At 62.0% G+C, this 23929-nt stretch carries 17 protein-coding genes; 4 read left to right on the forward strand and 13 right to left on the reverse strand.

What is annotated here, in order from left to right; all coding sequences use genetic code 11:
• Positions 1–12 precede the first annotated feature (12 nt).
• Together ACKAMS_RS05525 and ACKAMS_RS05530 are read left to right on the forward strand one after the other, a co-directional pair.
• Positions 13–1917, forward strand: a complete 1905-nt coding sequence (locus ACKAMS_RS05525) for a glycosyltransferase (protein WP_408988725.1) — start codon at positions 13–15, stop codon at positions 1915–1917.
• A gap of 41 nt (positions 1918–1958) precedes the next feature.
• The gene (locus ACKAMS_RS05530; RefSeq protein ID WP_408988726.1) at positions 1959–3854 is read left to right on the forward strand and encodes an alkyl/aryl-sulfatase; all 1896 of its coding nucleotides are present in this window, start codon (positions 1959–1961) and stop codon (positions 3852–3854) included.
• A gap of 21 nt (positions 3855–3875) precedes the next feature.
• On the opposite strand, the gene ACKAMS_RS05535 is transcribed toward ACKAMS_RS05530, so the two are convergent.
• From ACKAMS_RS05535 to ACKAMS_RS05590, 12 genes are all read right to left on the reverse strand, one after another.
• The gene (locus ACKAMS_RS05535; RefSeq protein ID WP_019745237.1) at positions 3876–4556 is read right to left on the reverse strand and encodes a 3'-5' exonuclease; all 681 of its coding nucleotides are present in this window, start codon (positions 4554–4556) and stop codon (positions 3876–3878) included.
• A gap of 121 nt (positions 4557–4677) precedes the next feature.
• Positions 4678–5811 (reverse strand): o-succinylbenzoate synthase, encoded by a 1134-nt coding sequence (gene menC / locus ACKAMS_RS05540; RefSeq protein WP_019745236.1) that lies wholly within the window; start codon positions 5809–5811, stop codon positions 4678–4680.
• Positions 5801–6622 (reverse strand): GNAT family N-acetyltransferase, encoded by an 822-nt coding sequence (locus ACKAMS_RS05545; protein WP_029256203.1) that lies wholly within the window; start codon positions 6620–6622, stop codon positions 5801–5803. Before ACKAMS_RS05545 ends, menC begins: the two co-directional genes overlap by 11 nt.
• The gene (locus ACKAMS_RS05550; protein ID WP_408988727.1) at positions 6600–7763 is read right to left on the reverse strand and encodes a M20/M25/M40 family metallo-hydrolase; all 1164 of its coding nucleotides are present in this window, start codon (positions 7761–7763) and stop codon (positions 6600–6602) included. The genes ACKAMS_RS05545 and ACKAMS_RS05550 overlap by 23 nt, the downstream gene beginning before the upstream one ends.
• Complete coding sequence (locus tag ACKAMS_RS05555) at positions 7760–11119, reverse strand: serine hydrolase (RefSeq protein ID WP_408988728.1); 3360 nt, start codon at positions 11117–11119, stop codon at positions 7760–7762. Before ACKAMS_RS05555 ends, ACKAMS_RS05550 begins: the two co-directional genes overlap by 4 nt.
• Positions 11116–11907 carry an ABC transporter ATP-binding protein gene (locus ACKAMS_RS05560; RefSeq protein WP_408988729.1) on the reverse strand — a complete coding sequence of 264 codons (792 nt, stop codon included), beginning with the start codon at positions 11905–11907 and terminating at the stop codon, positions 11116–11118. Before ACKAMS_RS05560 ends, ACKAMS_RS05555 begins: the two co-directional genes overlap by 4 nt.
• Entirely contained in the window at positions 11904–13784 is a 1881-nt protein-coding gene (locus ACKAMS_RS05565; RefSeq protein ID WP_020909058.1) for a dipeptide/oligopeptide/nickel ABC transporter permease/ATP-binding protein, read from the reverse strand. Before ACKAMS_RS05565 ends, ACKAMS_RS05560 begins: the two co-directional genes overlap by 4 nt.
• Position 13785: 1 nt before the next feature.
• Entirely contained in the window at positions 13786–14799 is a 1014-nt protein-coding gene (locus ACKAMS_RS05570; protein ID WP_019745232.1) for an ABC transporter permease, read from the reverse strand.
• Between the two features lie 65 nt (positions 14800–14864).
• Positions 14865–16466, reverse strand: coding sequence for an ABC transporter substrate-binding protein (locus ACKAMS_RS05575; RefSeq protein ID WP_019745231.1), 1602 nt, complete (start codon positions 16464–16466; stop codon positions 14865–14867).
• A gap of 227 nt (positions 16467–16693) precedes the next feature.
• Complete coding sequence (locus ACKAMS_RS05580; RefSeq protein WP_134999050.1) at positions 16694–18298, reverse strand: ABC transporter substrate-binding protein; 1605 nt, start codon at positions 18296–18298, stop codon at positions 16694–16696.
• Positions 18299–18442: 144 nt separating this feature from the next.
• A complete protein-coding gene (locus ACKAMS_RS05585; protein ID WP_037120543.1) occupies positions 18443–20044 on the reverse strand; it encodes a CdaR family transcriptional regulator in 1602 nt (533 codons plus the stop codon).
• 49 nt (positions 20045–20093) lie between these two features.
• The gene (locus ACKAMS_RS05590; RefSeq protein WP_019745228.1) at positions 20094–21008 is read right to left on the reverse strand and encodes an SDR family NAD(P)-dependent oxidoreductase; all 915 of its coding nucleotides are present in this window, start codon (positions 21006–21008) and stop codon (positions 20094–20096) included.
• 100 nt (positions 21009–21108) lie between these two features.
• Here ACKAMS_RS05590 and ACKAMS_RS05595 point away from each other — a divergent pair, with 100 nt between their 5' ends.
• Both ACKAMS_RS05595 and ACKAMS_RS05600 read left to right on the forward strand, forming a co-directional pair.
• Positions 21109–21726, forward strand: coding sequence for a TetR/AcrR family transcriptional regulator (locus tag ACKAMS_RS05595; protein WP_020970727.1), 618 nt, complete (start codon positions 21109–21111; stop codon positions 21724–21726).
• A 302-nt stretch (positions 21727–22028) separates the two neighbouring features.
• Positions 22029–23180 carry a magnesium and cobalt transport protein CorA gene (locus ACKAMS_RS05600; protein ID WP_007731382.1) on the forward strand — a complete coding sequence of 384 codons (1152 nt, stop codon included), beginning with the start codon at positions 22029–22031 and terminating at the stop codon, positions 23178–23180.
• Positions 23181–23268: 88 nt separating this feature from the next.
• On the opposite strand, the gene ACKAMS_RS05605 is transcribed toward ACKAMS_RS05600, so the two are convergent.
• Positions 23269–23886, reverse strand: coding sequence for a hypothetical protein (locus ACKAMS_RS05605; protein WP_019745226.1), 618 nt, complete (start codon positions 23884–23886; stop codon positions 23269–23271).
• Positions 23887–23929 lie beyond the last annotated feature (43 nt).

A 23929-nucleotide genomic window follows, 5' to 3' on the forward strand; every position in this document is an offset into this window, starting at 1 on the left:
TGGGGGAATGCGATGACTGACGCATTGCGTGCTCCTGACGAGGACCGTGCGCTGGTCGATCATTTCCGGTCTGTCGACAGCGCGCCGGCCGACTACGCCGTCGATCGGCCGTCGAGCGGGACCAACGGATTTCTGATCACCTTTGCCGGGCTGTCGATCATCGCCATGTGCATCCGAACATTCCTCGTGCATTCAGGATTGACCGACATGCCGCGAGACCTGGTCATCTTTTCAGAGGGACGAGGGAAGGTCGTCTTCCCTCTGCGGCTGTTTCTGATCATGTTCTTCTTCACCTACGCACTCTGCGCCTACTCGAACATCTGGCGCAGAGTATTCCTCGCCTTCTCCTTGCTGGGTAAGTACGCGTTGTTCTGCGTCGCGGTCGACACTGCGGCGTGGTTGCTCCACGACGCCGGGATCATCTCCATCTCCGTCTTCGGTGCTCAGATGATCTCCGGGCTGATCGCCCTCGCGATTTTCCCGCACACCATCCTCCGTCAAGCACAACTTCCCCCGCAGGGGCCGCTGCCACTCGACCCGCGAATACCGCTGAGCGCGTTCCTGAAACTGTCAGGATGCCTGGTACTGGCGATCGCTGGAGCCGCGATCGCATTGCACGTCCTGTACGACCTCGTCGATCTCCTCAAGAGTTGGGCGATTCTAGGAGGTATCGGTGCCGGAGTTTTCCTCATGCAGCAACTCCTGGCGATCTCGACGGCACTGCTCGGAGTACGTGCGCTTGGGAAGTCGCGCGGTCACGAGTTCTCGCCGCCTACGGCAATTCTTGTTCCGGCTCACAACGAGGCGCACGATATCGGCGCTACCATCGCTGCCGTCGACACCGCAGCGCGAACATACCCGGGACGGATCCACCTCTACGTCGTAGACAATGCCTCCACCGACGACACACACGAAGTCGCAGAACAGATCATTGCCGAATGCAGCTTCATCACCGGTACCGTCCTCGACTGCCCGACACCGGGCAAGGCAATCGCACTCAATATGGGAATCGACCACATCACCGAAGAGTTCGTAGCCAGGATCGACGCTGACACTGTCATCGGCCCGGGTTGCCTCGAGACAGCGATGCGACATTTCGCGAACCCGCGCGTCGGCTGCGTCGGTGGGATCCCCATGCCGCGCGAGGAAAAGACCTGGATCGACAAGTGTCGCCTGATCGAGGTGTACATGCGCCACGGCTTCTTCCAGGTCTCGCTCGACGGGTATCAGGGCGTCATGGGCATTCCCGGGATGTTCGCGGTCTATCGGCGGAGCCAGTTGATCAAGGTAGGCGGCATGGTGCAGGGGATGAACGGCGAAGACACCGACATTTGCATGCGGCTGACCGCCGCCGGCTACCACAGTGTGGCGGATCCGAAAGCTGTGTACTACAGCGAGACTCCGGCGTCCTACGCGCACCTACTCGAGCAGCGAACCCGGTGGTTTCGCAGTATCTACCACCTCGCTGCGCGCAACCGGGCGCTGCTCCTGGACCGGCAGACGATGATCGGAACGTTCGTGTTGCCGTTCAACCTGGTCAACGCCGCACGCCGAGCGATGCTGGCGCCACTGCTCATTTTCGCCTGTATCGCCGGAATCGCATTCCAATCGACATTCACGACTCTGCAATGGCAACCCATCGTCGCGACATTGTTGGGTATGTCGATGATCATGACGGTCGTCGTGTGCCTGGTCTGGCGGCCGAGTTCGGTCAAGTACGTTCCCGCGTATCTTGTCTTCCGTCTGCTTCGCAGCTACTTCACGCTCGGATCGACACTGAGCTTGATCTATCCGCCGATACACCCGCGATTGCAACACCCCCGCCTGCGTCGATCACGAGGCCGTCGCAGATCGAAGGAAGCGCGTTTCTCCGCTCGCAGGTCAGACACATTGGTCACGAACATCATTCACCCGTAGAAGGTGAGGTGAGGACGATCTCAGCACGCCAGAATGTCGGTATGGCTACGACATCGAACGCGGCATCCGAGACCATCATTCGTCAGCAGAAGGCGCTTCTCGAAAGTCTGCCTTTTGCCGACACCCAGGATTTTGACGACGCCACTCGCGGGCTTGTTGCTCGCCGTCAACCGAACGCGGTGGCCGCCGAAGACGGAACAGTTCTCTGGGACAACGACACCTACTCGTTCCTGGAAGGAGATGCACCTGAGACTGTGAATCCCAGTCTGTGGCGGCAGTCGAAACTCGCCGCGATCGACGGATTGTTCGAAGTAGTCCCGGGCATCTATCAGGTCCGCGGAATGGACTTGTCGAACACGTCTTTCATCGAAGGCGACGAGGGGGTAGTTGTCATCGACACCCTCCTGTCTGCCGAAACGGGTAAGGCGGCGCTCGAACTCTATCGACAACATCGGGGAGATCGGCCGATCAAGGCGATCGTCTACACCCACTCACACGTCGATCACTTCGGTGGTGTGAAGGGATTCGTCACGCAGGAGGAAGTCGACGGCGGGAGCGTGAAAATCTTTGCACCGGAGGGGTTCGTCGAGCACGCGGTCTCCGAAAACGTGTATGCGGGTACCGCGATGGGACGACGTGCGGGTTACATGTACGGTGCCGCGCTGGCCAGGGGTCCGCAGGGACAAGTCGGTGGAGGTCTGGGACAGACGGTGTCGGTCGGAACCGTCACTCTCATCGCGCCGACCGATACCGTCACCACCACCCGACACGAAGAGACCGTCGACGGTGTCCGCATGATCTTCCAGATGGCACCCGATACCGAAGCGCCGTCGGAAATGTTGATTTACCTCCCCGGCTTCAAAGCTCTGTGTGCCGCCGAAGACGCCACCCACAACTTCCACAATCTCTTGACCTTACGCGGCGCTGTTGTGCGTGATCCTCACGGTTGGGCGCAGTACCTCACCGAAACCATCGACATGTTCGGTGACGACGTCGAAGTTGTCTTCGCCTCGCACCACTGGCCGACTTGGGACAACGACCGCGTCGTCGAATTCCTTGCCACGCAGCGTGATCTGTACGCCTACGTCCACGATCAGACTCTGCGCATGATCAACAAAGGTCTCACCGGACCTGAAATCGCCGAAGAGATCCAGTTGCCACCGTCGCTCGAGAATGCCTGGAGCGCAAAAGGTTACTACGGTTCGATCAGCCACAATGTGAAGGCGATCTATCAACGCTATCTCGGTTGGTTCGACGGCAACCCGGCCAGTCTGTGGGAACACACTCCGGTTGAGCAATCCATTAGGTACGTCGAATTCATGGGTGGCGCCGACGCAGTGGTCACCAAAGCGCGTGATTCGTTCGACGCCGGCGACTACCGTTGGGTCGCACAGGTACTCAATCACGTCGTGTTCTCGGAGCCTGGTCACGCAGGAGCCAAAGCGCTGTTGGCCGACACCTACGAACAGCTCGGTTACGGTGCGGAGAACGGCACCTGGCGCAACTGGTATCTCTCCGGTACCACAGAACTGCGTGATGGCCAGTTCGGCACCCCCACCGAAACCACCGCCCCGGATGTCATCGCGCAGCTGACACCTGCAATGTTGTTCGACGCCATCGCGATTCAAGTTGACGGTCCGAGTGCCTGGAATGAACGACTGTCCATCGACGTCGTGCTGACCGATGTCGACGAACGCTACCGATTGCGGCTCGCCAACGGAGTCCTGACCTACAGTGCGCACAGTCAAAAGGATCCTGCGGACGCGATCCTGTCCACGACCAAACGATCGCTGCCTGCCTTGGCTCTCGGCGGATTGTCCGCCGAAGGGCTTGCCGATGCCGGCATCGCGCTCACCGGGGACGAGTCGGTTCTGGCGCGACTTGCCGCGGTGTTGGATCCCGGCGACAAGAACTTCGCGATCGTGACTCCCGACTGACGGCGTACTCGATTGCCCGGATCAGGCGATAACGCGAATCGGCCACTGACCGTTGACGTCTCCCACATCCCGGCCCTGGCTGAGTAGGTACTCGGCGAAATCACGCTGGCGCTCGGCGTGCCAATCGGCTTGATCGACCATGAGATCGAGCCCCAGGAGGTCGGGGAACCGCACGGCCAACTCGCGGGCCAACGCCGCCGCCGCTTTGGCATCGGCCTCGGCTTCGTGCGCCGACTCCAATGAAATTCCGTAGTGCTCGCACACAGCCGCAAGCGTTCGCTTGCCCTTGCGGAACGTATCCATCGCCCGATCGATCACGTACGGATCAATCACCAACCCGGGAACGAATGCGGGCTTGCCGATGCGCAGACCCTCGGCATGCATGACCGTCAGATCATAGGAGGCATTGAACGCCACGACGGCGTGATCGCGCGCCCAGGAATTGTGCAGAGCATCGCGAATCTCTTCGTAGCCCTCGGCGTAGTTCTGGCCGTGCCGCGCCGCGTACTCGGTGCTGATTCCGTGAATAGCCGAAGCGTCGGCGGGGATATCGACGCCGGGATCGAGTAACCACGTGCGTGTTTCGACATTCGAACCGTCGATGACCGCGACGCAGGCACTGACGATGCGAGCGGTCGACGGATCCCGCCCCGTGGTCTCGAGGTCGAACGCGCAGATCGGGCGATCGGACCAGCTACTCATCGGGGGCCTTTCGGTGCAGAACGTCATGTCCGAATCACTATGCACCTCCCTACCGACAGAAACGACGAACAGCCACCTCCGCCGGGTGAAGTGGAGGTGGCTGCTGCGTGACTGTGTGGACCTACAGAGTCTCGGTTCCGACCGTGAAGCGATCCATGACGTCTTCACGTGGAGTCACACCGAAGCCCGGTCCCTGCGGCACGGCGATGTGGCCGTCCTCGATGACAAACGGTTCGGTGATGTCTTCCTTGTAGAAGCGATCGGACGCCGAGATGTCGCCGGGCAGCGTGAACCCGTCCAGCGCCGCGAGGGCCGCGTTGGCGGCGCGGCCGATTCCGGTCTCGAGCATTCCGCCGCACCACACCGCGATACCGTGTGCCGAGGCGAGATCGTGGATGCGCTTGGCTTCCAGATATCCACCGACACGGCTCGGCTTGATGTTGATGACCGAAGCGGCACCGAGCGTGATGGCATCCGCCGCATCCTTGGCCGACTCGACCGACTCGTCGAGGCAGATCGGAGTCGAGAGGGACTGGGCGAGCTTGGCGTGCTGCACCAAATCGTCCTCGGCCAGCGGCTGTTCGATGAGAAGCAGTGCGAATTCGTCCAGGCGACGGAGCAACTGCGCGTCGACGAGGGTGTACGCGGCATTCGCGTCGACCTGTAGAGGAACGTCGTAGCCGAACTCCTTGCGCACCGCAGCCACGGGAGCGATGTCCCAGCCCGGCTTGATCTTCAGCTTGATTCGCACGTACCCCTGCGACAGATAGTTGCCGACGGTCTCGAGCAGCTGAGGGATGCTGTCCTGGATGCCGACGGACACTCCCGAGGGAACTCGCGTGCGAGTGGCACCGAGGTACCGAGCGAAAGACTGTCCGCGAGCGCGCAATTCAGCATCGAGAATTGCCATTTCGATAGCCGACTTGGACATCTGGTGACCCACGATGTGGTGAAGTACGCTGCCGACAGTCTCGGCGGTGAGCGGTTGATCCGACTGCGACTTACGTAGCGTCGGAACGAGATACTCGCGAAGCATCGCCCGCGCACCAGCTGTGTATTCGGAGTTGTAGTACGGATCGCTGAGCGAGCCGCACTCGCCCCAGCCGACCGTCTCCACCGGGCCGTTAGGGCCGTCGGTGGTACCGCTCACCTTCAGGACGAGGGTGTTGCGCTCGAGCTGGGTGCTGAATGACGTGGTGAAGGGGGAGACGAGAGGGATGCGCAGTTCGCGCAATTCGACGGACTCAATGTGCATGGACTTGCTCTTCTCCGGTTGTCTCGCAGATTTTCGTGAACGTGTAATAGCCGCTGGGGTCGAAGCCGGTCGATTGCCATTCCTTCGAGGCGATCAGTGGTTCGAGGTACTCGCGAAGCGCGTGTCGCCAGGCAAAGGCAGAGGCGCGGTCGACTGTTCTCAGATGCTCGATGTCTCGGGGTATTCCGACTGCGATATCGATGCAGTCGGGTGGGATCGGGAGCATTCGAGGCGTACCGTCCTCGGTGGGTTGAAGCACCTTGAATGTATCATTCACGGCCACAGCAGAACTCGGAGATCCATCGACGTCGAGATCCCAACTGACGAGCATACGATCGCTGGCGTCGCCTGCGTTGATGCCGTCTGCCATCGAACCGTAGAAATCCGGGTTGTATTCGGTCGGTGCGGCACCGAGACGCTGAATGTTGAAATAAGCATTTCGTGCGACCAGTGGATCGAAGGTCCACCGGATCGTCCTGACACCGCGCTCGATGCACCAGTCTCGCTGATGATGCTTGAGGGCGCGGCCGATTCCCTTGCCTGCGTGTCCCGGTAGTACTCCGGCGATGTGTGAGTGCAGAACCTCGCCGAGAGGCTCGACGAAGAATCCGACACAACCACCGATCATTTCGCCTTCGGAAAAGGCTCCCACCACGTAGTGACCACCGTGATGAAGCGCAACCAACATCGCCGTGCCGAAATGAGCCGGTCCGGGACTGGTAGCCCAGATCTCATCGAAAACCGCGGATAGATCGGCTATTTCGCGATTGTCGACCAGCTCTCGAAACTCAACCGCTTTGCTTTTCGACACGAGGGCCCCCTTCAAACGTGATCGAACGAATAAGGCCCGCAACCAACGCCGTCCTCGGGGCGATAGCGGACACGAGCGCATGCTCGGTCTCGGCGTGTGCACCGCCGCCGACGCCACCGAGGCCGTCGAGGGTGGGGATACCGATACCGGCAGTGAAGTTTCCGTCCGAGGCTCCGCCTACGGCGAGCCCGACGGGAGGAGTCAGATCATGCTCGAGCGCAACACGTTCCGCCAACGCCAGCAACGGTGCGGACATCGTCGCTTCGAGAGGTGGACGGTTGACGCCACCCGAGACCGTGACTACGGCTTCGGGGTGGATTGCCTGCAGGGCTCGGATATTCGCATCGACCCGTTCCTGCTCGGCAGCGCTGGTTGCGCGCACGTCCACATCGACAAAGGCTTCTGCCGGAACGGTGTTGGTGGTGGTTCCGGCCGAAATGACGGTCGGGGTGACGGTGGTTGCCTGCGCAGGCGAGGACAAGTCGTTGATCGCGATCACGAGACGAGCCAGTTCTACTGCAGCGTTGATGCCCTTTTCCGGCTCCAGCCCGGCGTGCGCGGCGCGACCGGCAACATGGATCCGATACAGCGACACTCCCTTGCGGACAGTCTTCAGTTCGCCGCCGTCACCGCCGGCCTCGAGAACCAGTACCGCGCCCGCCGCGAGTTTCTCGATCAGTGACCGCGACGTGGGCGAACCGATTTCTTCGTCACCGGTGACCAGGAGTGTGATTCCGTCGAGTGCATCGTCGCCGTGCAACTCTCGGACGATGGCGAGGGCGTGGATTGCCTGAACGACACCAAGTTTCATGTCGAGGCCACCCGGACCTCGAAGTACGCCCTCGGTGACCGCTGCGGCTAGGCGCGTCAGGGTTCCGATCGGCCACACGGTGTCGTGGTGACCGAGCAGCATCAGCCGCGTCGGTGAGCTGCCGAAACGGGTCACCAGATGGGTTCGGCCTTCCGTCACTATCGACTCCGGTGTCACTCCGAGTCGTTCGTGGACAAGGTCTGACGTCCACTTCGCGCTGCGGGCAACAGCTTCGAGATCGTGCGACGGCGACTCGACTTCGATGAGCGCGATGGCGTCCTCGAGGATCTGAGGAAGTTGGCGCTCGGCCAGATCGCGGAGAATGGTCATCGGTTGTTCACTCGCGGATACGCGCGGCTTCCGACGTGTAGCAATTGTGTACTCCCGGTGTCGGAGAAAGTGATCCGGATCCAACCCGCTGATTGAGGTAGTTGGGTCGCGAATACTCCAGGGTGAACTTCGATCAGGCTGAGAGAGACGGACTCTGCGCTTTCGGCGTTGACCGAAGGGTCGATGTGATCGGTGCGGCGGGCGGTCAGGGAACTCTCGGTTCTTTCCAGGACGAAATCGGCAGCAGCATCGCGGTACAGACCGCACAGCGCATCGAGTTCCTCAGGTGAGGACGTGGTGCGGGTGGCGGGGTCTCCAGGGGAAAATGCCGGTGTCACGGCGACGCCGCCGATGGAACCGATCACTTCGGTGAGAAGGTCGCCCGAGAGAGCGTCCATCGCACCGCCGTTGGCCATCAGGACTACCGCAATGCCGCAGGACGGGACCACCCGCAAGAAGGACTGCTGTCCGAGGGTTCCACCGTTGTGACCATGCGCCAGCACCCCGTCCCAATTGTGCAGCAGCCACGTGGTTCCCATGATGTCTGCAGACGACACGTCTCCGATCTGGCGGCGCTCCTCGAGCATCGCCAGATGGGTGGACCGCTGAAGCAGAATCGGATCCTCGCGCATCGAATCCTGCGCGAACAGGAGAAGGTCCTCGGCGGTGCTGTTGATGAGACCGGCGGGGCCCATCGAGCGAGGGATGAGGAATTGTGGTGTCTGCGCGAGATTGTCGGCACCGCCGACATGCCCGACCGCAGCGCGGTGCAGTGCCGTCTCCTCGGGCAAGGTCGTGGTCTTGGTCAGGCCGAGCGGCTCGATGATCCGCTCACGCAGAACCGCGTCCCAACTCTTGCCTCGGAGAACCTCGATGATTCGTCCGGCGATGACGAAGCCGGTGTTGCAGTACGACCAATCGGTACCTGGTGCGAAGAGCTGCACCGTCGATGTCAGGGCTGCGACGTATCGCTCGACGCAGTCGTCGCCGCGTCCGCCGTCGATGAAGACGTCACCGTCGATGCCACTGGTGTGAGTCAACAGGTGGCGAGTGGTGACCGTTTCAGTGGCTACCGCGTCGGCAACTGCGAAGTCGGGCAGAATGTTCCGGACAGGCGAGTCGAGGTCCAGTAATCCTTCTTCGACGAGTTGCATGATCAGGGTGGCCGTCCAGACCTTGCTGATCGAACCCATCTGGAACAACGTGTCGGGAGTGGCCGCGACACCGGTGCGGGTACTGACGACACCGGACGTCACCACGGTGCGGTCGAAACCGCTGCGGGTAGTGGTCAGAATTCCGAGCGAGGCACCGGGTACCCCGTACTTCGCGCTCAGGGTGTCGAGTCGGTACTGCCAGTAGTCGGGATCGACCGTGGTCAGTGCCGGCGTAGGCGAGAGATGACGTTCGATCCAGTCGACGAGACGGGTGCTGTAATCCAGACGGTGGGAGGGCCGACCCGTCAGCACAAAGGCATGCGACGCGTCCGGGAAGACCACCAGTTCGGTCGGGGTGCCGGCCAAACGCAGTCCACCGAACCACTGTTCTGCCTGGTTGACCGGGCAGCGGACGTCGCTACCGCCGTGAAGTATCAGTGTCGGTGTCGTCACCTGGGAGACTCGCCCCAGCGGCGAAAGTTCCTGTACCCGAGATGACTGCGGGTCGAATTCGACCGTCTGCAGCAAGATGCCTTCGTCCGAGGGGCCCGCCGTGTTCGCGATGTCGCAGACAAGGCCGCCAGCGACTGCGACGGCAAACCGATCGGTGACGGACGTCAGGGCGCACGTCATGAATCCGCCGTAGCTGTAGCCCGTGAGCACCAGTTGCTTCGGATCGGCCATCCCTTCGGCGACAAGGGTTTCGACCGGCTCGAGCAGGTCGGCGCGATCCGCCTCACCCCAACCGTCACGCACACCGTCGAAGAACTTGTTGCCGTAGCCGTCGCTTCCCCGCGGATTGATCATCAAGACCGTGTATCCGAGCGCGACCAGTTCCGCGTGGTACGCGTGCATCGGGGTGGGTGTACCGGTCCAGGCATTGTGTGGTCCGCCGTGGACGTCCAGAACCAGCGGACCGGCGCCCGTGACGTTCGGGTCGCGCAGGATCCAACCCTGAACACGGGTGCCGTCGCTGATGTCGAACCAACGCTCGGAGGCGACTGGAAACGCGACGGAAGTTGTCAGTTCCGTGTTCAATTCGGTGACGGTTTCGACTGCACGAGTCTCGAGGTCGATGACGGCGACCTCACCGAAGGACGTCGCCGTTGCCAGCGCGACGACGGCCTTCCCAGAGGTCAGGGCAAGACCGGAGACCACTGTCTGTTCTCCGGTGAGAAGTGGTGAGACGGAGCCTGATCCGAAATCGACCTTGTGCAGTTCGGTGGAGCCGTGGTTGCGGATGCAGAAGACGATGTCGCCGTCGGCGGTGAAACGCGGTGCGCCACCGGGATAACCGGTCCCGCCAGGCATGACGTTTCGGTCGAGTGCGGATGTCAGACTGCGGTCTTCCACTCGCTGGTCGCGGTGCAGGACAAGAAGTTCGTTGTTGTGAATGATCGGCGTGTGCCAACCGACTGCTACGACGGCGTCGCCGACAGGTGTCCACGTCAGTGGTCCGGCGATGCCGCGTGCGTGCCCCAGCATCCGCGGAGCCGAGGCGAGATCAGTCAGCGATACGGTCCACGCGGAGCTCGCCCGTGTCAGATCGGCATGGCCGTCCATCGCCGCGGTGAAAGCAAGTTCGGTGCCGTCGGGACTGTACGCGAGATGCGAAGCGTCCCAATCGCCGTCCGTCAGTTGCCGAAGCGAGCCGGCGGCCAGATCGAACTCGAACAAGTGCGCCCGAACGCTGCCCCGGACACCGGATCCGTCGACCTTGTAGTTGAGGCGTTTCGCCACCAAGAGGTGTGACGATCCGGCGGCAGTGCGGTCGACCGGGGCGCTGAAGGCGATTCGAGCACCGTCGGGAGAGAACACTGGTGCCCCAGCGCCGAGCGGGAGCTGCGCCGTGGTGGTCATCTGAACGGCGGGCCCGCCGGTGGCGTCGACCTTCCACAGTTGCGGTGTGCCCGAGGAATCCGGCCGAACGAAGACCAACAGCGTGGAAACGGGATGCCATGCCGGCGAGGTGTCGGCAGGTCCCGCGGTGAGCTGTAGTTGCGGGGAAGCCAACCAGATCGAGTGCTCGTTGGTATCCGCGGCCGGATTCGCTTCGGTACGTACGTATGCAATGCGTCCCGACGCCGAGACGGCGATGCTGGTCGGTGTAACCACGGACGCGTAATCCTGGATTCTCGCCGAACGACGTTCTTCGGCACGGGCTACGGCAGCGGGGGAGTCGAGAGTGGTCGGCGTTGTCATTGGAACATCGGCTCCCCGAAGGTCGGGATCGCGGACAACAGCTTTGCCGTGTACGGCTCCTTGGGCGAATCGATCACGTCGAGAACCGGCCCGTGTTCGACGATCTCGCCGCCGAGCATGACTGCGACGTGGTCACAGACATAGCGGATCACCGCCAGGTTGTGACTGACGAACAGAACCGTCAGACCTAGCTGCTTCTGCAGATCCACCAACAGATTCAGAACCGCGCCCTGCACGGACACGTCCAGAGCGGAGGTGATTTCGTCTGCAAGCAGAACTGCCGGTGCGGCTGCCAAAGCCCGCGCGAGGGCAACGCGTTGGCGCTGACCACCAGACAACGACGACGGGTATTCGTGCGCCTTCTCCACCGGCAGTTGGACGGTGGTGAGGAGTCGAGCCACCTCGGCAGCGCGGTCGCCGCGGCTGCGGCGAGCTTTGTCACGACGCTCGGTGGACCGCAGCGCCTCGGCGAGTGACTGGCCGATGGTCATTCGCGGGTCGAGGCACGAGTACGGATCTTGGAAGACCATCTGGATCCGGTGGCGCAGACGAGCCGTCGCGCCGCGGGCGTGAGCGACGTCCACACCGTCGAGAAGGATCTGGCCGGAACTGGGCTCGGCCAACCCGACAGTTGCTCGCGCCAGTGTCGACTTTCCGGAACCCGATTCACCGACGAGACCGACCACCGATCCGGAGGGGATGTCGAGATTGATGTTCTTGACGGCGTGGAATTCTTTCGAACCGCTACCGAGGTGGACGTTGACGTCACGGAATTCGAGCCTGCTCATCGGATCTCCTCTGCAACAGCCAACAGTTCTTCCAACTCGATGTCGGCGGTGCTCTCCTCGGCGTCGAGGCTCTCCACCTGCCAGGCTTCGTCGACGGTGGCAAGCGGCTTGTCGCGATCGGTGCTCATGGTGGGGACCGCGGCGATCAGCGCGCGGGTGTACGGATGCTTTGCACGACCGGCGATCAGATCGTCGACTGCGATGTCTTCGACGATTTCGCCGGCAAACATGACCAGGACACGGGTGCACATGCCGGTGATGACGGCCATATCGTGCGAGATGAGAAGGATTGCGGCGCCGGTTTCTTCGCGAACCTCGTGGAGCAGCCCGAGAACCTCACGCTGAACGGTCACATCGAGCGCAGTGGTGGGTTCGTCCGCGATGATCAGAGCGGGCTTGCCCATCAGACCCATGGCGATCATCGCGCGCTGACGCATACCGCCGGAGAACTCGTGGGGGTACTGCTTCGCACGCCTGGGCGCGTCGGGGATCTTGACGGCGTTCAGTCGCTCGACTGCCGCCTTCTTCGCGTCGACCTTGCTCATACCTTCGTGGAGCCAACCGATCTCGGCGACCTGGTATCCGACCTTGAGAGACGGATTCATGGACGACATCGGATCCTGGAACACCATCGCCATACGTGTGCCGAGTTGGCGGGCAACCTTGCGCGAAGCCGCGTTGTCCGGCCGCTTCCCGTCCTTCATCAGCACGGTGCCGTCGAACTCGATGAGCCCGGCGTCGACCACGGTGGGGTGGTCGGTCAGCTGCGCGATTGCCATGCAACTCAGTGACTTTCCGGAGCCGGATTCACCGACGATGCCCACGGTTTCGCCGCGATGAACTGTAAAACTGATGTTGTCGACGGGGCGACGCCAGTCGTCACCCGCGGGGACTGCGACGGACATGTTGCGGACGGTGAGAACTGCGTCCTCGTCACTGGGCGCCGAATCGGCCTGGGCAGTTTTCCGGTTGATCGGCTTCCACTTCGGCAGGCGACTGCTGATCGGGCTGCGAACTCCCGCGCCGCGAGCAATGGCCTCGCCGAGCAGCGTGAAGGTCAAGCCGGCGAGCACGACGGCGATGCCGGGGGCAAGTGCGGTGGCCGGGTTGACGAAGATCTTCGACAGACCTTCGTTGAGCATCCGGCCCCAGTCGAATGCAGGCGGCTGAATGCCCAAGCCGAGGAACGAGAGTCCGGCGAAGACCACCAGGCCGCTGCCGACAGCGATGCTGGCATTGACGATGAGTGGTTCACGGATATTGGGGAGAATGTGGCGGAACAGCAGCCCCGGCTTGGTGACCCCGAGGATGCGTGCTGCGTCGATGAAGTCGCGTCCGTTGACCGACGAAGCCAGTGCGTACGTCAACCTCGCGAACGGCGAGGCCAGGGCGAGACCGATGGCGATCACCGCGCTGCCCGCACCCTGTCCGAGAACGACCAACAGGAAGATCGCGAGGAGCAGTCCGGGGAATGCGATGGCGAAGTTGAGGAATGCCACGACCATTCGTCCGACCCAGCGGGGAGCGAGCGTCGGGAGCGTACCGAGTATCAGGCCAATTGTGACACCGAGTGCGACGGCTCCGAGAGCCATGAGCACCGACAGTCTCGCGGCGGTCATCGTGCGGGCGAAGACGTCACGCCCGCCGGCGTCGGTGCCGAAGATGTGCTCGGAACTCGGTCCCTGAGAGAGTGCCTTCGGGTTGGCTGCGACAGCGGCGTCACCCCAGATCATCGGTCCGAAGATGACGAGGGCGATCAGAGCGGTCAGGAAGGTGAGGGCCAGGATTCCCAATGGGGTGCGGAACGTTCCGACGATCCAGTGTCGTCGCGGGGGCGTCTTGGGGGCCGCAGTGGGGGCCGTAGGTGAGGTGCTCAACTCAGTTCTCCCGAATTGTGGATCGTGGGTCGATGAGAGCGAGCACCACGTCGACGATGAAATTGATGAGAAGGACGATGGCGCCGTAGATCACGACCAGTGTCTGGGCGAGCGGGTAGTCCTTCTCGGTGATGGATTTGACCAGCGCCATGCCCATACCGGGCCAGGCGAAGATGCTCTCGATGAGCACGGTGCCGGCAATCAGACCACCCAGGAGGAGTCCGGCGAGCGTCAGCGTCGACGTCATGAGGTTGGGCATTGCATGACGGAAGTAGATTCGTGCCACGGGCATTCGCTTGGCGCGCGCCGTACGGATGTAGTCCATGTCCAACACTCCGAGTGCCTCTGCACGGACGATGCGCGACATCGAGGCGATGGCACCGATCGACATGGCCGCGACCGGGAGGATGTAGCTTTCCGGTCCACCTCGGCCGGCGACGGGCAGAACAGGGAACGTGACGGCAAAGAGGTAGACCAGCGCCGTACCGAACATGAACTCGGGGATCACGGCGATGGTGCCCGACGTTGCGGTGTAACCGATCTCGACTCCGCGTCGTCGACCGTTGCGGGTCAGTGCAGCGAAGATGAGGCCGATCGGAATGCCCAGTAGCAGCACCGTGACCACTGTGAGTACAGCCAGTTCGAGTGTTGCCGGTAGGCGGGACGCGATCACCTCGAAGACCGGAGTCCTCAAGGTGATCGAGTCACCGGGATTCCCGCTCAGCAACCCGCCGACGAATCGGAAGTACTGCTGCCACAAGGGAAGGTCGTAACCGAGCTGAGACCTCGTTGTCTCGACCAGTTCGACCGGTGCGTTCATTCCCAGAGCCAACCGAACCGGGTCGCCCGGAATCAGTTGGAGCATCAGGAACGCCGCAGTCACCAGCGCCCAGAGTGAAATCACGAAGGTGCCGAAACGACGCAGAAGATATGCGGGCCAGCTGTCGGACTCGAGCCACTTTGCTCGAGCCTGAGGCGCCGCTTCTGGTTTCGCGGCTTCAATAGTTTGACTCATGGGCTGTCTTTCCGGAGGGCGGGAACAGATGCAGGGCGGGAAGAGATGCTGAGCGGGAAAACGACTTACTGGTAGAGACGCAACGCAGAACCGGTGAGCGTCTTACCGAATGAGAGTCCGGCCTTGTTGAAGTACACGTTCATGACGGAATCTGCGAAGGGCACGGCCGCGATCGTCTTGGTGAGCTCCGACTCGGCGTCGGCCCAAGCGTCACAAGCGTCGCTACCGGTCAGACCGGAAGCCTTGGTGGCTGCTGCTTCGTAGGCGGGGTTGCTGACCGATCCGAAATTCTTGCCTGCTGCGGGAACCGGCCCGGCAAAGTATGCGGTGAACGTGCTGGGCAGCGAGGAGTTGATCTGGACCCAGGCGATGTCCCAGGCAGAGTTGTCCTTGCCGCTCAGAATGACGTCGATGATCTTGTTCGAGTCACCCCCGGTCACCTCGACGTTTGCGCCGAGTTCGGACCACGCCGACTGAGCAAGTTCTGCCGCCGCGTTGCGGGGATCGTCGGTGCCGTCGTACACGAGGCGGAGATTGAGCGGCTTGCCATCCTTGCTTCGCTTGCCGTCAGCGCCGGCAGTCCAACCAGCGCCGTCCAGTGTTGCCTTTGCAGCTGTGAGGTCGAAGTCCGGAATGTTGCCTGCGACAGAGTCGTAGACACAGGCGCGCGGTTCGACGGCGACGAGACTGGTTGCCCGGACCCCGTTTCCGGCGGTGATGACCTGAGTGAGGTCGTCGAGATTGACCGCTTGGATCAGCGCCTTGCGCACTGCCGGATCACTGGTGGGGTTGCTGGCGATCTGGTTGAAGTACATCTGGCCTGCGGGTACCGGCCGGCCAACCGAGTCCAGATTGGCTGCCGCGACGCGGTCCTTGTCCGGCCCGGCGATCGGAGCTGCATTGAGTTCACCCGAGAGAAGCTGATTTGCGGCGGTGCTCACGTTCGGTGCCATGGCGGCGATGACCGTCTTGGGGACGCCGGGGGTATCGGAAGCGGTGCCGTCGGGGCCCCAGTTGTAGCCATCACGTCGCTGGAACGTGTAGTGGTCGTTGGCGGCGACTTCGGTGACTTCGAACATGCCGGTGCCGAGCGACTTCTTGTTCGATGCTGTCGGATCTTTCAGCCCAGCCTCGCACAGGATCGGCAGTCGACCGACGTTGAGAAGCAGGAACGGGCTCGGCGCCGCAGTGGTCACCGTGACGGTGCGCGCTGCCGGATCGGCGGTTGCTGTGGCACCGGTCGGAACGGAGGACCCGCGCAACTGTGAACCGTTGTCCGGATTGGCCACGAAGTTGATGTTGTCCGCGACGGTCTGGGAAGTCAGCGTCGATCCGTCGGTACAGGTCACCCCGTCACGGATGGTGAAGGACGCCGAGGTCGGGGTCTCTTCCCACTTCTCCGCCAACCACGGTCCGACTTCGCTGGTATCGGGATCCTGGTAGATCAGGTAGTCGTAGGCCAAACGAGACAACTCGGCGGTTGCCTGAGAGGCCGACATGATCGGGTTGAGTGCGCCCGGATCGGCCTGCAGGGCGAAACGGAAGGTCCCGTCCGTGGCCGGTTCACCGCCACTGGCGCCCGAGGACGTGCCTCCCGAGCCACAAGCAGACAACACAAGCGTGAGCCCTGCGGCTGCCGCAAGTGTTGGATAGGAGCGGTGTTTCATGGTGCCTCCGGGATGGAGCTGGGGCCCGAGCGAAAAACGTGAGGGCGCGATTGAGTGTTGACTGCTAAATCTTGGCGCATGACGTGACGCGCATCTCTGTCGATCCTCACGAAAATCGGGTCGATTTTCGTCCGCTCCCACGAAAACCGCCTGGATCGGTGAATACCTGTCCGTATACCGACAGCGACCGGCGAAACACGACGATTTCCCCGGTCGCTACCGGCGGTCTACTGGTACAGGCGCAGGGCCGAACCGATGAAATTGCGGCCGAATGCAAGACCCGCATTGTTGAAGTAGAGAGTCGTGATCTTGTCGGCAAAAGGTACCGCCGAGTTTGCTTTGATGATCTCGGACTCAGCGTCTGCCCAAGCGGCACAAGCGTCCTCGCCCGTCAGCCCGGAAGCCTTGGTGACGGCTGCGTCGTAGGCCGGGTTGGAGATCGACGCAAAATTCATTCCCGCAGCGGGCACAGGACCGGAGAGGAAGGGGACCAGCATGCTGGGCAGCGCGACGTTGATCGGCTCCCAGACAACATCCCACGCCGTGTTGTCCTTGCCGCTGAGTGCTACATCGAGAATCTTGTTCGAGTCGCCGCTGGTGAGTTCAACGGTGGCGCCCAGGTCGTTCCACGCGTTGACCGCGACGTCGGCGGCAGCATCGGTCGCGTCACCGAACGTCTCGTACACCATCCGAATTCGGAGCGGTGTGCCGTCCTTGCTGCGCTTACCGTCCGCGCCGACCTTCCAGCCCGCAGACTCGAGAGTTGCTGCGGCTGCACTGGTATCGAAGTCCGGCAGGTTTCCGGCGACAGAGTCGTAGATGCAGGCCCGCGGTTCGATGGACACCATCGTGGTCGATCTGGTTCCGCGACCGGCCGTGAAGATCTCGGCGAGGTCGTCGAGATTGAGAGCCTGGATCAGAGCCTTGCGGACGGCAGGATCGCTCGTCGGATTGCCGGGACTGTGGTTGAAGAACATCTCGCCCGCCGGAGCGGGCTGCTTGACGGTATCCAGGTTCGCGGCGTTCATGCGATCCTGGTCGGGGCCCGAAACTGCTGCGGCATTCAGATCACCGGACAACACCTGGTTGGCCGCTGTGCTGTTGTTCGTGATGATGGACGCGACGACATTCTTGGGTACTCCAGCCGTATCCGAGGTGGTGCCGTCCGGTCCCCAGTTGTAGCCGTCGCGCCGGACGTAGGAGTAATGATCGTTCGCGACTGCCTCTGTCATCTGGAACATGCCCGACCCGAAGGTCGTCTTGTTTGCCGCCGTCGGGTCCTTCAACCCGGCCTCGCACATGATCGGTATTCGCGCCAGGTTGAGAAGCAGGAACGGAGAGGGCTCCGGAGTCGTGACCGTCACTGTCCGCGTCGCCGGGTCGGCGGTGGCGCTCGCAGTTGCCGGTGCGTACACCCCGCGGAGAGCAGATTTGTTTGCTGCGTTGGTGATGAAATTGACGTTGTCGGCGACAGTCTGGGCAGTCAGAGCGGATCCGTCGGTACAGGTGACGCCGTCGCGAATGGTGAAGGACGCGGAAGTGGTTGTCTCTTCCCATTTCTCGGCGAGCCAGGGCTTGGTGACACCGGTATCGGGATCCGGGTGGAGCAGATAGTCGTAGCTCAGACGCGCCAGCTGGTGCGCCGGCGATGCGGCCGTCATCAGCGGATTCAGAGCGCCGGGGTCGGCCACGAGAGCCAATTTGAAGGTGCCGTCCGTGACGGGTTCACCCGAACCCGAACCCGAACCCGACGAGCCACCCGATGAGCACGCGGTCAGGGCAAGAACGGTGCCAGTTGCCGCAGCCAGCAGTGCGTAGGACCGTTGTTTCATGGTGCCTCCGGAAGGTGTAGTCCCGCCCGAGTGACGCGAGGTCTGTCGGGTCAGGAGCAATAAACGATTGCTTGAATCCTCACCCAACAAAAGGAGGAGAACATCGTCCGGATTTACGAATGTTTCGTGAGACTTGGTAGATCGCTACAACGCTGTCGGATAGAAGAGACGAAGCTGGAGCATCAGGCTGAATCGAGTTTCCGGATCATCGAGATCGATTCCGGCAATCCCGGCAAGCTTCTTGAGGCGGTATCGAAACGTGTTGACGTGGATGTGAACCAACGACGCGGCCGCCGGAATGTCGCCGAACGTGTCGAGCCAGGCTCGAAGGGTGTCCACGAGGTTGATGTCGTGAGTGCGGTCGTACTCACGCAGTACCGCGAGCGGACCCGACGCGGTCTCGTTCTCGTCCGCCAGGGCGTCGGAGAGGCGCAGAAGTAGGGAATTGATCTGCACGTCGTCGGCGCGCGCGACGGTCCGGCCCGAGGAATTCCACGTCGACCTCAGAACGCGAAGCGCTCGGTCGGCTTCGTCGCGTGACTTCTCCAGCGTCATCACGTCGGCCACTGTCGCACCGATTCCGATGACCACCGACTTTTCCGAACGGGAACGGTCTGCAAACTCCGACGCGATCCGACGCACGTAGTCGTCGTCGGTCTGGTGCCGGGTGTGTGGGATGACGGCGTAGACGGTGCCACCGATCGCTGCCGCCACCGACAACGGAAATACTTGGTCGAGATAGGTATTGAGTGTCAGGGCCAGTTGATCGACGTCGGCTTCGGCCTCCAACGATGCGCCGGCGCCGCTACGGAAGCCGGCCGCAAGTACGTTTGCTTTCGAGCGGCCGTAGCCCAGTCGCTCGGCCGCTTCCTTGGCCGAAGTGCCGCCACTCAGTAGCGTGATCACCTCGCCCAACCTCAGCCGTCGTGCGGAATCGGCGGCCAGCTTGGCGCGAAGCAAACTCATCGCGGCTACCCCCGCCGCCTCGACGAGCGTTTTCACCTGCAATTCGTTCGGCTCCTCGTCCAAGATCACCCAGATCGAACCGAGGATCTGGGATGCCGCATGTATTCGCATGCCGACCCGGGGCCTGATGCCCGGCCCGATACCCGGTAGAAATACCGGCAGGGTAGAGCCGTAGATCTTGTTGAAGTACCCCATTGACCTGAGCCGGTCGGAATAGTGCTGCGGCACTTGATGTCCGAGGACGCTCTGCTTACGTGCCTCGTCGCCGAAGGCTTGATCCGCCGAAAACGCGAGGATCCGGCTCGACTGATTCTCGATGGTGACCGGGCCGTTCAATACCTGAGCGATCGAGTTGGCAAGATCGAACAGGTCGGCGTCGGCGGCGGACGTGCGGTCCCCGTTGTTGCCGGATTCGAGGATCTCGTTGATCAGCGACGCACTTTGCAGCCAGCTTGCATCCTTGACCATTCCAAGTAGTGCGATATCGGCTTCGGCGACCGCCCGTGCGACGCTTTCGTCGACGGCCAATGGCTCCCTGACGATCAGCGCGACGGCTCCGGCCGAACCGTATTCTTTTACTGCAGTGGCAATGTCGGCCGACTCGGCCAGTCCTGCGCCGAGCACGACGGCGCCCGCACTGCCTTGCGTGACTCCGGACCCTTCGTGCAGGGTCACTCGGCTGACAGTGCGGGCGTCGTCGACGGTGTCGCCTCCGCTGAGGAACGTCATTCCCAGTCTGTCGACGATGTCGACGATCGAAACTCCCGTTGGTGTGGTCACCACCACACCTTAGGGGGAGCAGGATCGATCAGTCGGCTGGTTGCCCAGCTCAGTTGGCCGGCTGCTCGGCTACAGCTTTCTCGACGAACCGGCGGGTCTGATCGAACGCCGCGGGCACCTGGACGGAATTGGTCATGTCACTGATCTCGGACCACCGTTCGGCGACGACCTCAGGGGAGAGTGCGCCTTCGGGGATGTACACGCCCTGCGACTCTTCCATGCGAGCGATCGCGAAGACACCGGCACCAGCGCTGAGGATGGTCTTGGTCGGTGCGTCATCGGAGACCATGAACAGTGCGCCGGGTGAAATCGATTCGGGTGCAAGCAGAGCGAGAGTCTTCTCGTCGAGGAGGTCTTCGGTCATGCGGGTCGCGGCGGTCGGGGCCAGCGAGTTGACGCGGATGCCCTTGCGTTCGCCCTCGATAGCGAGAACGTTCATCAGGCCGACGACGCCGGACTTCGCGGCGCCGTAGTTTGCCTGGCCGAAGTTGCCGTAAATTCCCGACGCCGACGTGGTCATGAGGATGCGTCCGTAGTTCTGTTCGACCATGTGCGGCCAGACTGCCTTGGAACAGATGACGGAACCCATCAGATGCACGTCGATGACTTTGCGGAAGTCGTCGAGCTCGGCCTTGATGAACGACTTGTCGCGCAGGATTCCGGCGTTGTTGATCAGGATGTCCACGCGGCCCCACTTGTCCACGGCCGTCGCGACCATGGCGGCAACGGCGTCGACGTCGGTGATGTCGCAGTGGTCCGCGATCGCCTCGCCACCCAACTCGACGATTTCCGCCACTACCTTGGCTGCTGCGGTATCAGCGCCGCCACTGCCGTTGACCGAGCCACCCATGTCGTTGACGACGACGCGTGCGCCGCGTGCGGCGAGGGCCAATGCATGCGAACGGCCGAGTCCGCCGCCTGCGCCTGTGATGATCGCTACCTTGCCGGAAAAATCCAACGACATTGGAAAACCTCTCTGATCTGGGATACTACTCAGTATTACTATGCGATAGCGTGGAAACAGTCAAGGGCCGGCAGGCAGTGCGAATGGGAGTGGAAGTCGAATGAGTAGTGATCTTCCGGACGTGCGATCCGCGATCATCACCAGCGCCGCCGACGCCTTTGCCGAAGACGGTTACGCGGCCACGACCATGGATTTGCTGGCCGATCGAATCGGGGCCACCAAAGGTCTTGTCTACTACCACTTTCGTTCGAAGTTCGACATCTACCTGGCAATCTACGAGCGCGGGATGAGCCTGCTCCGCGCGGAGGTCGAGTCTCGGATCGACGGGGCAGACAGCGGCCTCGCGCGTCTCGAAGCGATGTCGCACGCCCACCTGGTCAATCTCATGACACATCTCGGGTACCACCACACGATCCACCAAGGTGTCCGGGGCCAGATGAACTCCGCGCTCAAGCCGAGGCAACAGCAAGTCCTCGTGGAACTGAATTCGCTGCGACTCGACTACGAGAATCTGTTCGTCGACGTGATGACCGAAGGTGTCGCGGATGGTTCCATTCGTGCGAGCTCGCCGCGAATGGCGGCAAAAGTACTCCTCAGCAGTCTCAACGGCATCGACCTCTGGTACCGAAGGCGTGAAGGGCAGACTTTGGCGGAGACGGAGTCGTTGGCGGACCAGATCGTCGAACTCTTGATCGGCGGATTGCGCGCTGCGAACTGACTGAAAGCTGCATTCGTCGAGCGGGTTTCCTCCGACCGGTTCGTGCTGTCCTGCGGCTTGTCGTTCGGTTTGTCCCGCTCTGACAGTCGGGGTAGCATGTTGGCGTCGTGCGCGGACTTGCGTAGGAATTCAGGGAAGAGGAGGTGTGGCTGTAATGCGTGGCCAACCTCCGAGTACCAACTGAAGCTGTAGCCGCCCGGGTTGTTCCGGTATTTTGCTGCAGCTTCATCGTGTGTTCATCGGCTTCGGCTTTGCTGTGAAGCAAGCGTCGTCGTTCACTCTTCCCTCGAAAGCTGTTCAGCATGCGCGAATTTCGTCGTTCACGTTCGGTACTGCCACGTCGTTCCGCGGGTCTCGGTGACTCACATCCCGGGCACTCGCGTGCCGCACGCACCGTCGTCAAGGCTGCCCCGCCCGAGGCGGTGGCGCCCGTCGAATCGACCGTCGTCAACAGTGGCGTGTACCGCGACGGCGAGCGGATAGCGTCGCCGTCCACGCTGGCGGAAGCACTGTCATGCCTTCCGGATTCGCAGTCGATGGCGTGGATCGGCATGTACCGGCCCGACGACGCCCAGTTGTATGCCGCTGCACAACATTTCGACCTCCACGAACTGGCGGTCGAGGATGCGATTGTCGCGCACCAGCGCCCCAAGCTCGAGCGCTACGGCAAGACACTGTTCGTGGTCCTGCGTGCTGCGCGGTACCGCGACGAGACCGAGCGGGTCGAATTCGGCGAGTTGCATATCTTCTGTGGTCCGAACTTCATTCTGACCGTCCGTCACAGTGAATCGCCGGATCTCTCGGCGGTGCGGACTCGCATGGAGAACGATCCTGACCTGTTGCGGTTGGGTACCGAGGCCGTTCTCTACGCCATTCTCGACGCAGTCGTCGACGGGTACGCCCCGGTGGTGGCCGGCCTGCAGAACGACATCGACGAGATCGAAACCGAAGTGTTCAGTGGCGATCCCGGAGTTTCGCGTCGCATCTACGAACTGACCCGTGAGGTGATCGAATTCCAGCGGGCGACCCGTCCGCTGCTGGGAATGCTGCGTGGGTTGTCGGCGGGGTTCGACAAGTACCACACGGACGAGGAACTCCAGCGTTACCTCCGCGACGTCACCGACCATGCGACGACTGTGGTGGAGCGGGCCGACGGCTTTCGTCAGTTGCTCGGAAACATCCTCACGGTGAACGCAACTCTGGTGTCGCAGAACCAGAACGAGGAGATGCGCAATCTGACGCAGGCGAGCTACGCGCAGAACGAGGAGATCAAGAAGGTCTCGGCGTGGGCGGCAATTCTCTTCGCGCCGACGCTTATCGGAACCGTGTACGGAATGAACTTCGACGACATGCCGGAACTGCACTGGCACTTGGGCTATCCGTTTGCGCTCTCGATGATGTTCTTGACGTGTGGAAGTCTCTACACGATCTTCAAACGTCGGGGCTGGTTGTAGAAAGCGCCGGCTGTAGAAAGCGCTGTGCGCCTTGCCAACCGAGATCGGTTGACAAGGCGCACAGGTGTTTTTCGGGAGGGCGCTCGAATCAGAGCGTTGCGACGCAGACCGTGAACTTACGTTCCGGGTGCTCGAATCCCGAGTCTGCCCCCGAACCGCATTCGTCGATCGACGTGGAGTTCTGCAGGATTTCGACGACCTCGACTACATTGGTGCCGCTGGTATCCGAGCATTCGATGCGGGCGGGCTCATCCATTCCGCTGCCGAGGTCCATGCATCCGCCGACTACCCAGTCGACGTCGAGACAGACAGCGCCCTGCTCGTCACCCGCGAGGGTCTCGTAGTAGTACGAGTCGACATCGGAGGCACACTGATCAGAGGTGGGAACCTTGGCGACCACCTTGTAGTTGGAATCCTTGCTACCGCAGTCCGCGTTGTCGATTTCCGCGGCCGTCGTGGTACCGCCGAGCTTGACGCAATCACCGATCGACACGTCGATGTCGACGTCGCCGCCGTCGTCCGAACCCTCCTGGCCGGTGATCTTCGAGGTGGTCGGGGCTGCGGAGGTAGTGGTCGAATCGGCAACCGAGGAAGATGATTCCGCAATGGCTTTCGGCTCGATGTCGGAACCGCAACCGACGGTGAAGGCGGCGATTGCAGAAGTTGCGATCACCGCAGTGCAAAGTCGCCGGACGATTCCGGACATAAGGACCCCTTTGTTGATTCTTGGATAATTCTGTTGGTTCGTA

This window comes from Rhodococcus sp. 5A-K4, from assembly GCF_046097995.1.
Lineage (GTDB): Bacteria > Actinomycetota > Actinomycetes > Mycobacteriales > Mycobacteriaceae > Rhodococcus_F > Rhodococcus_F erythropolis.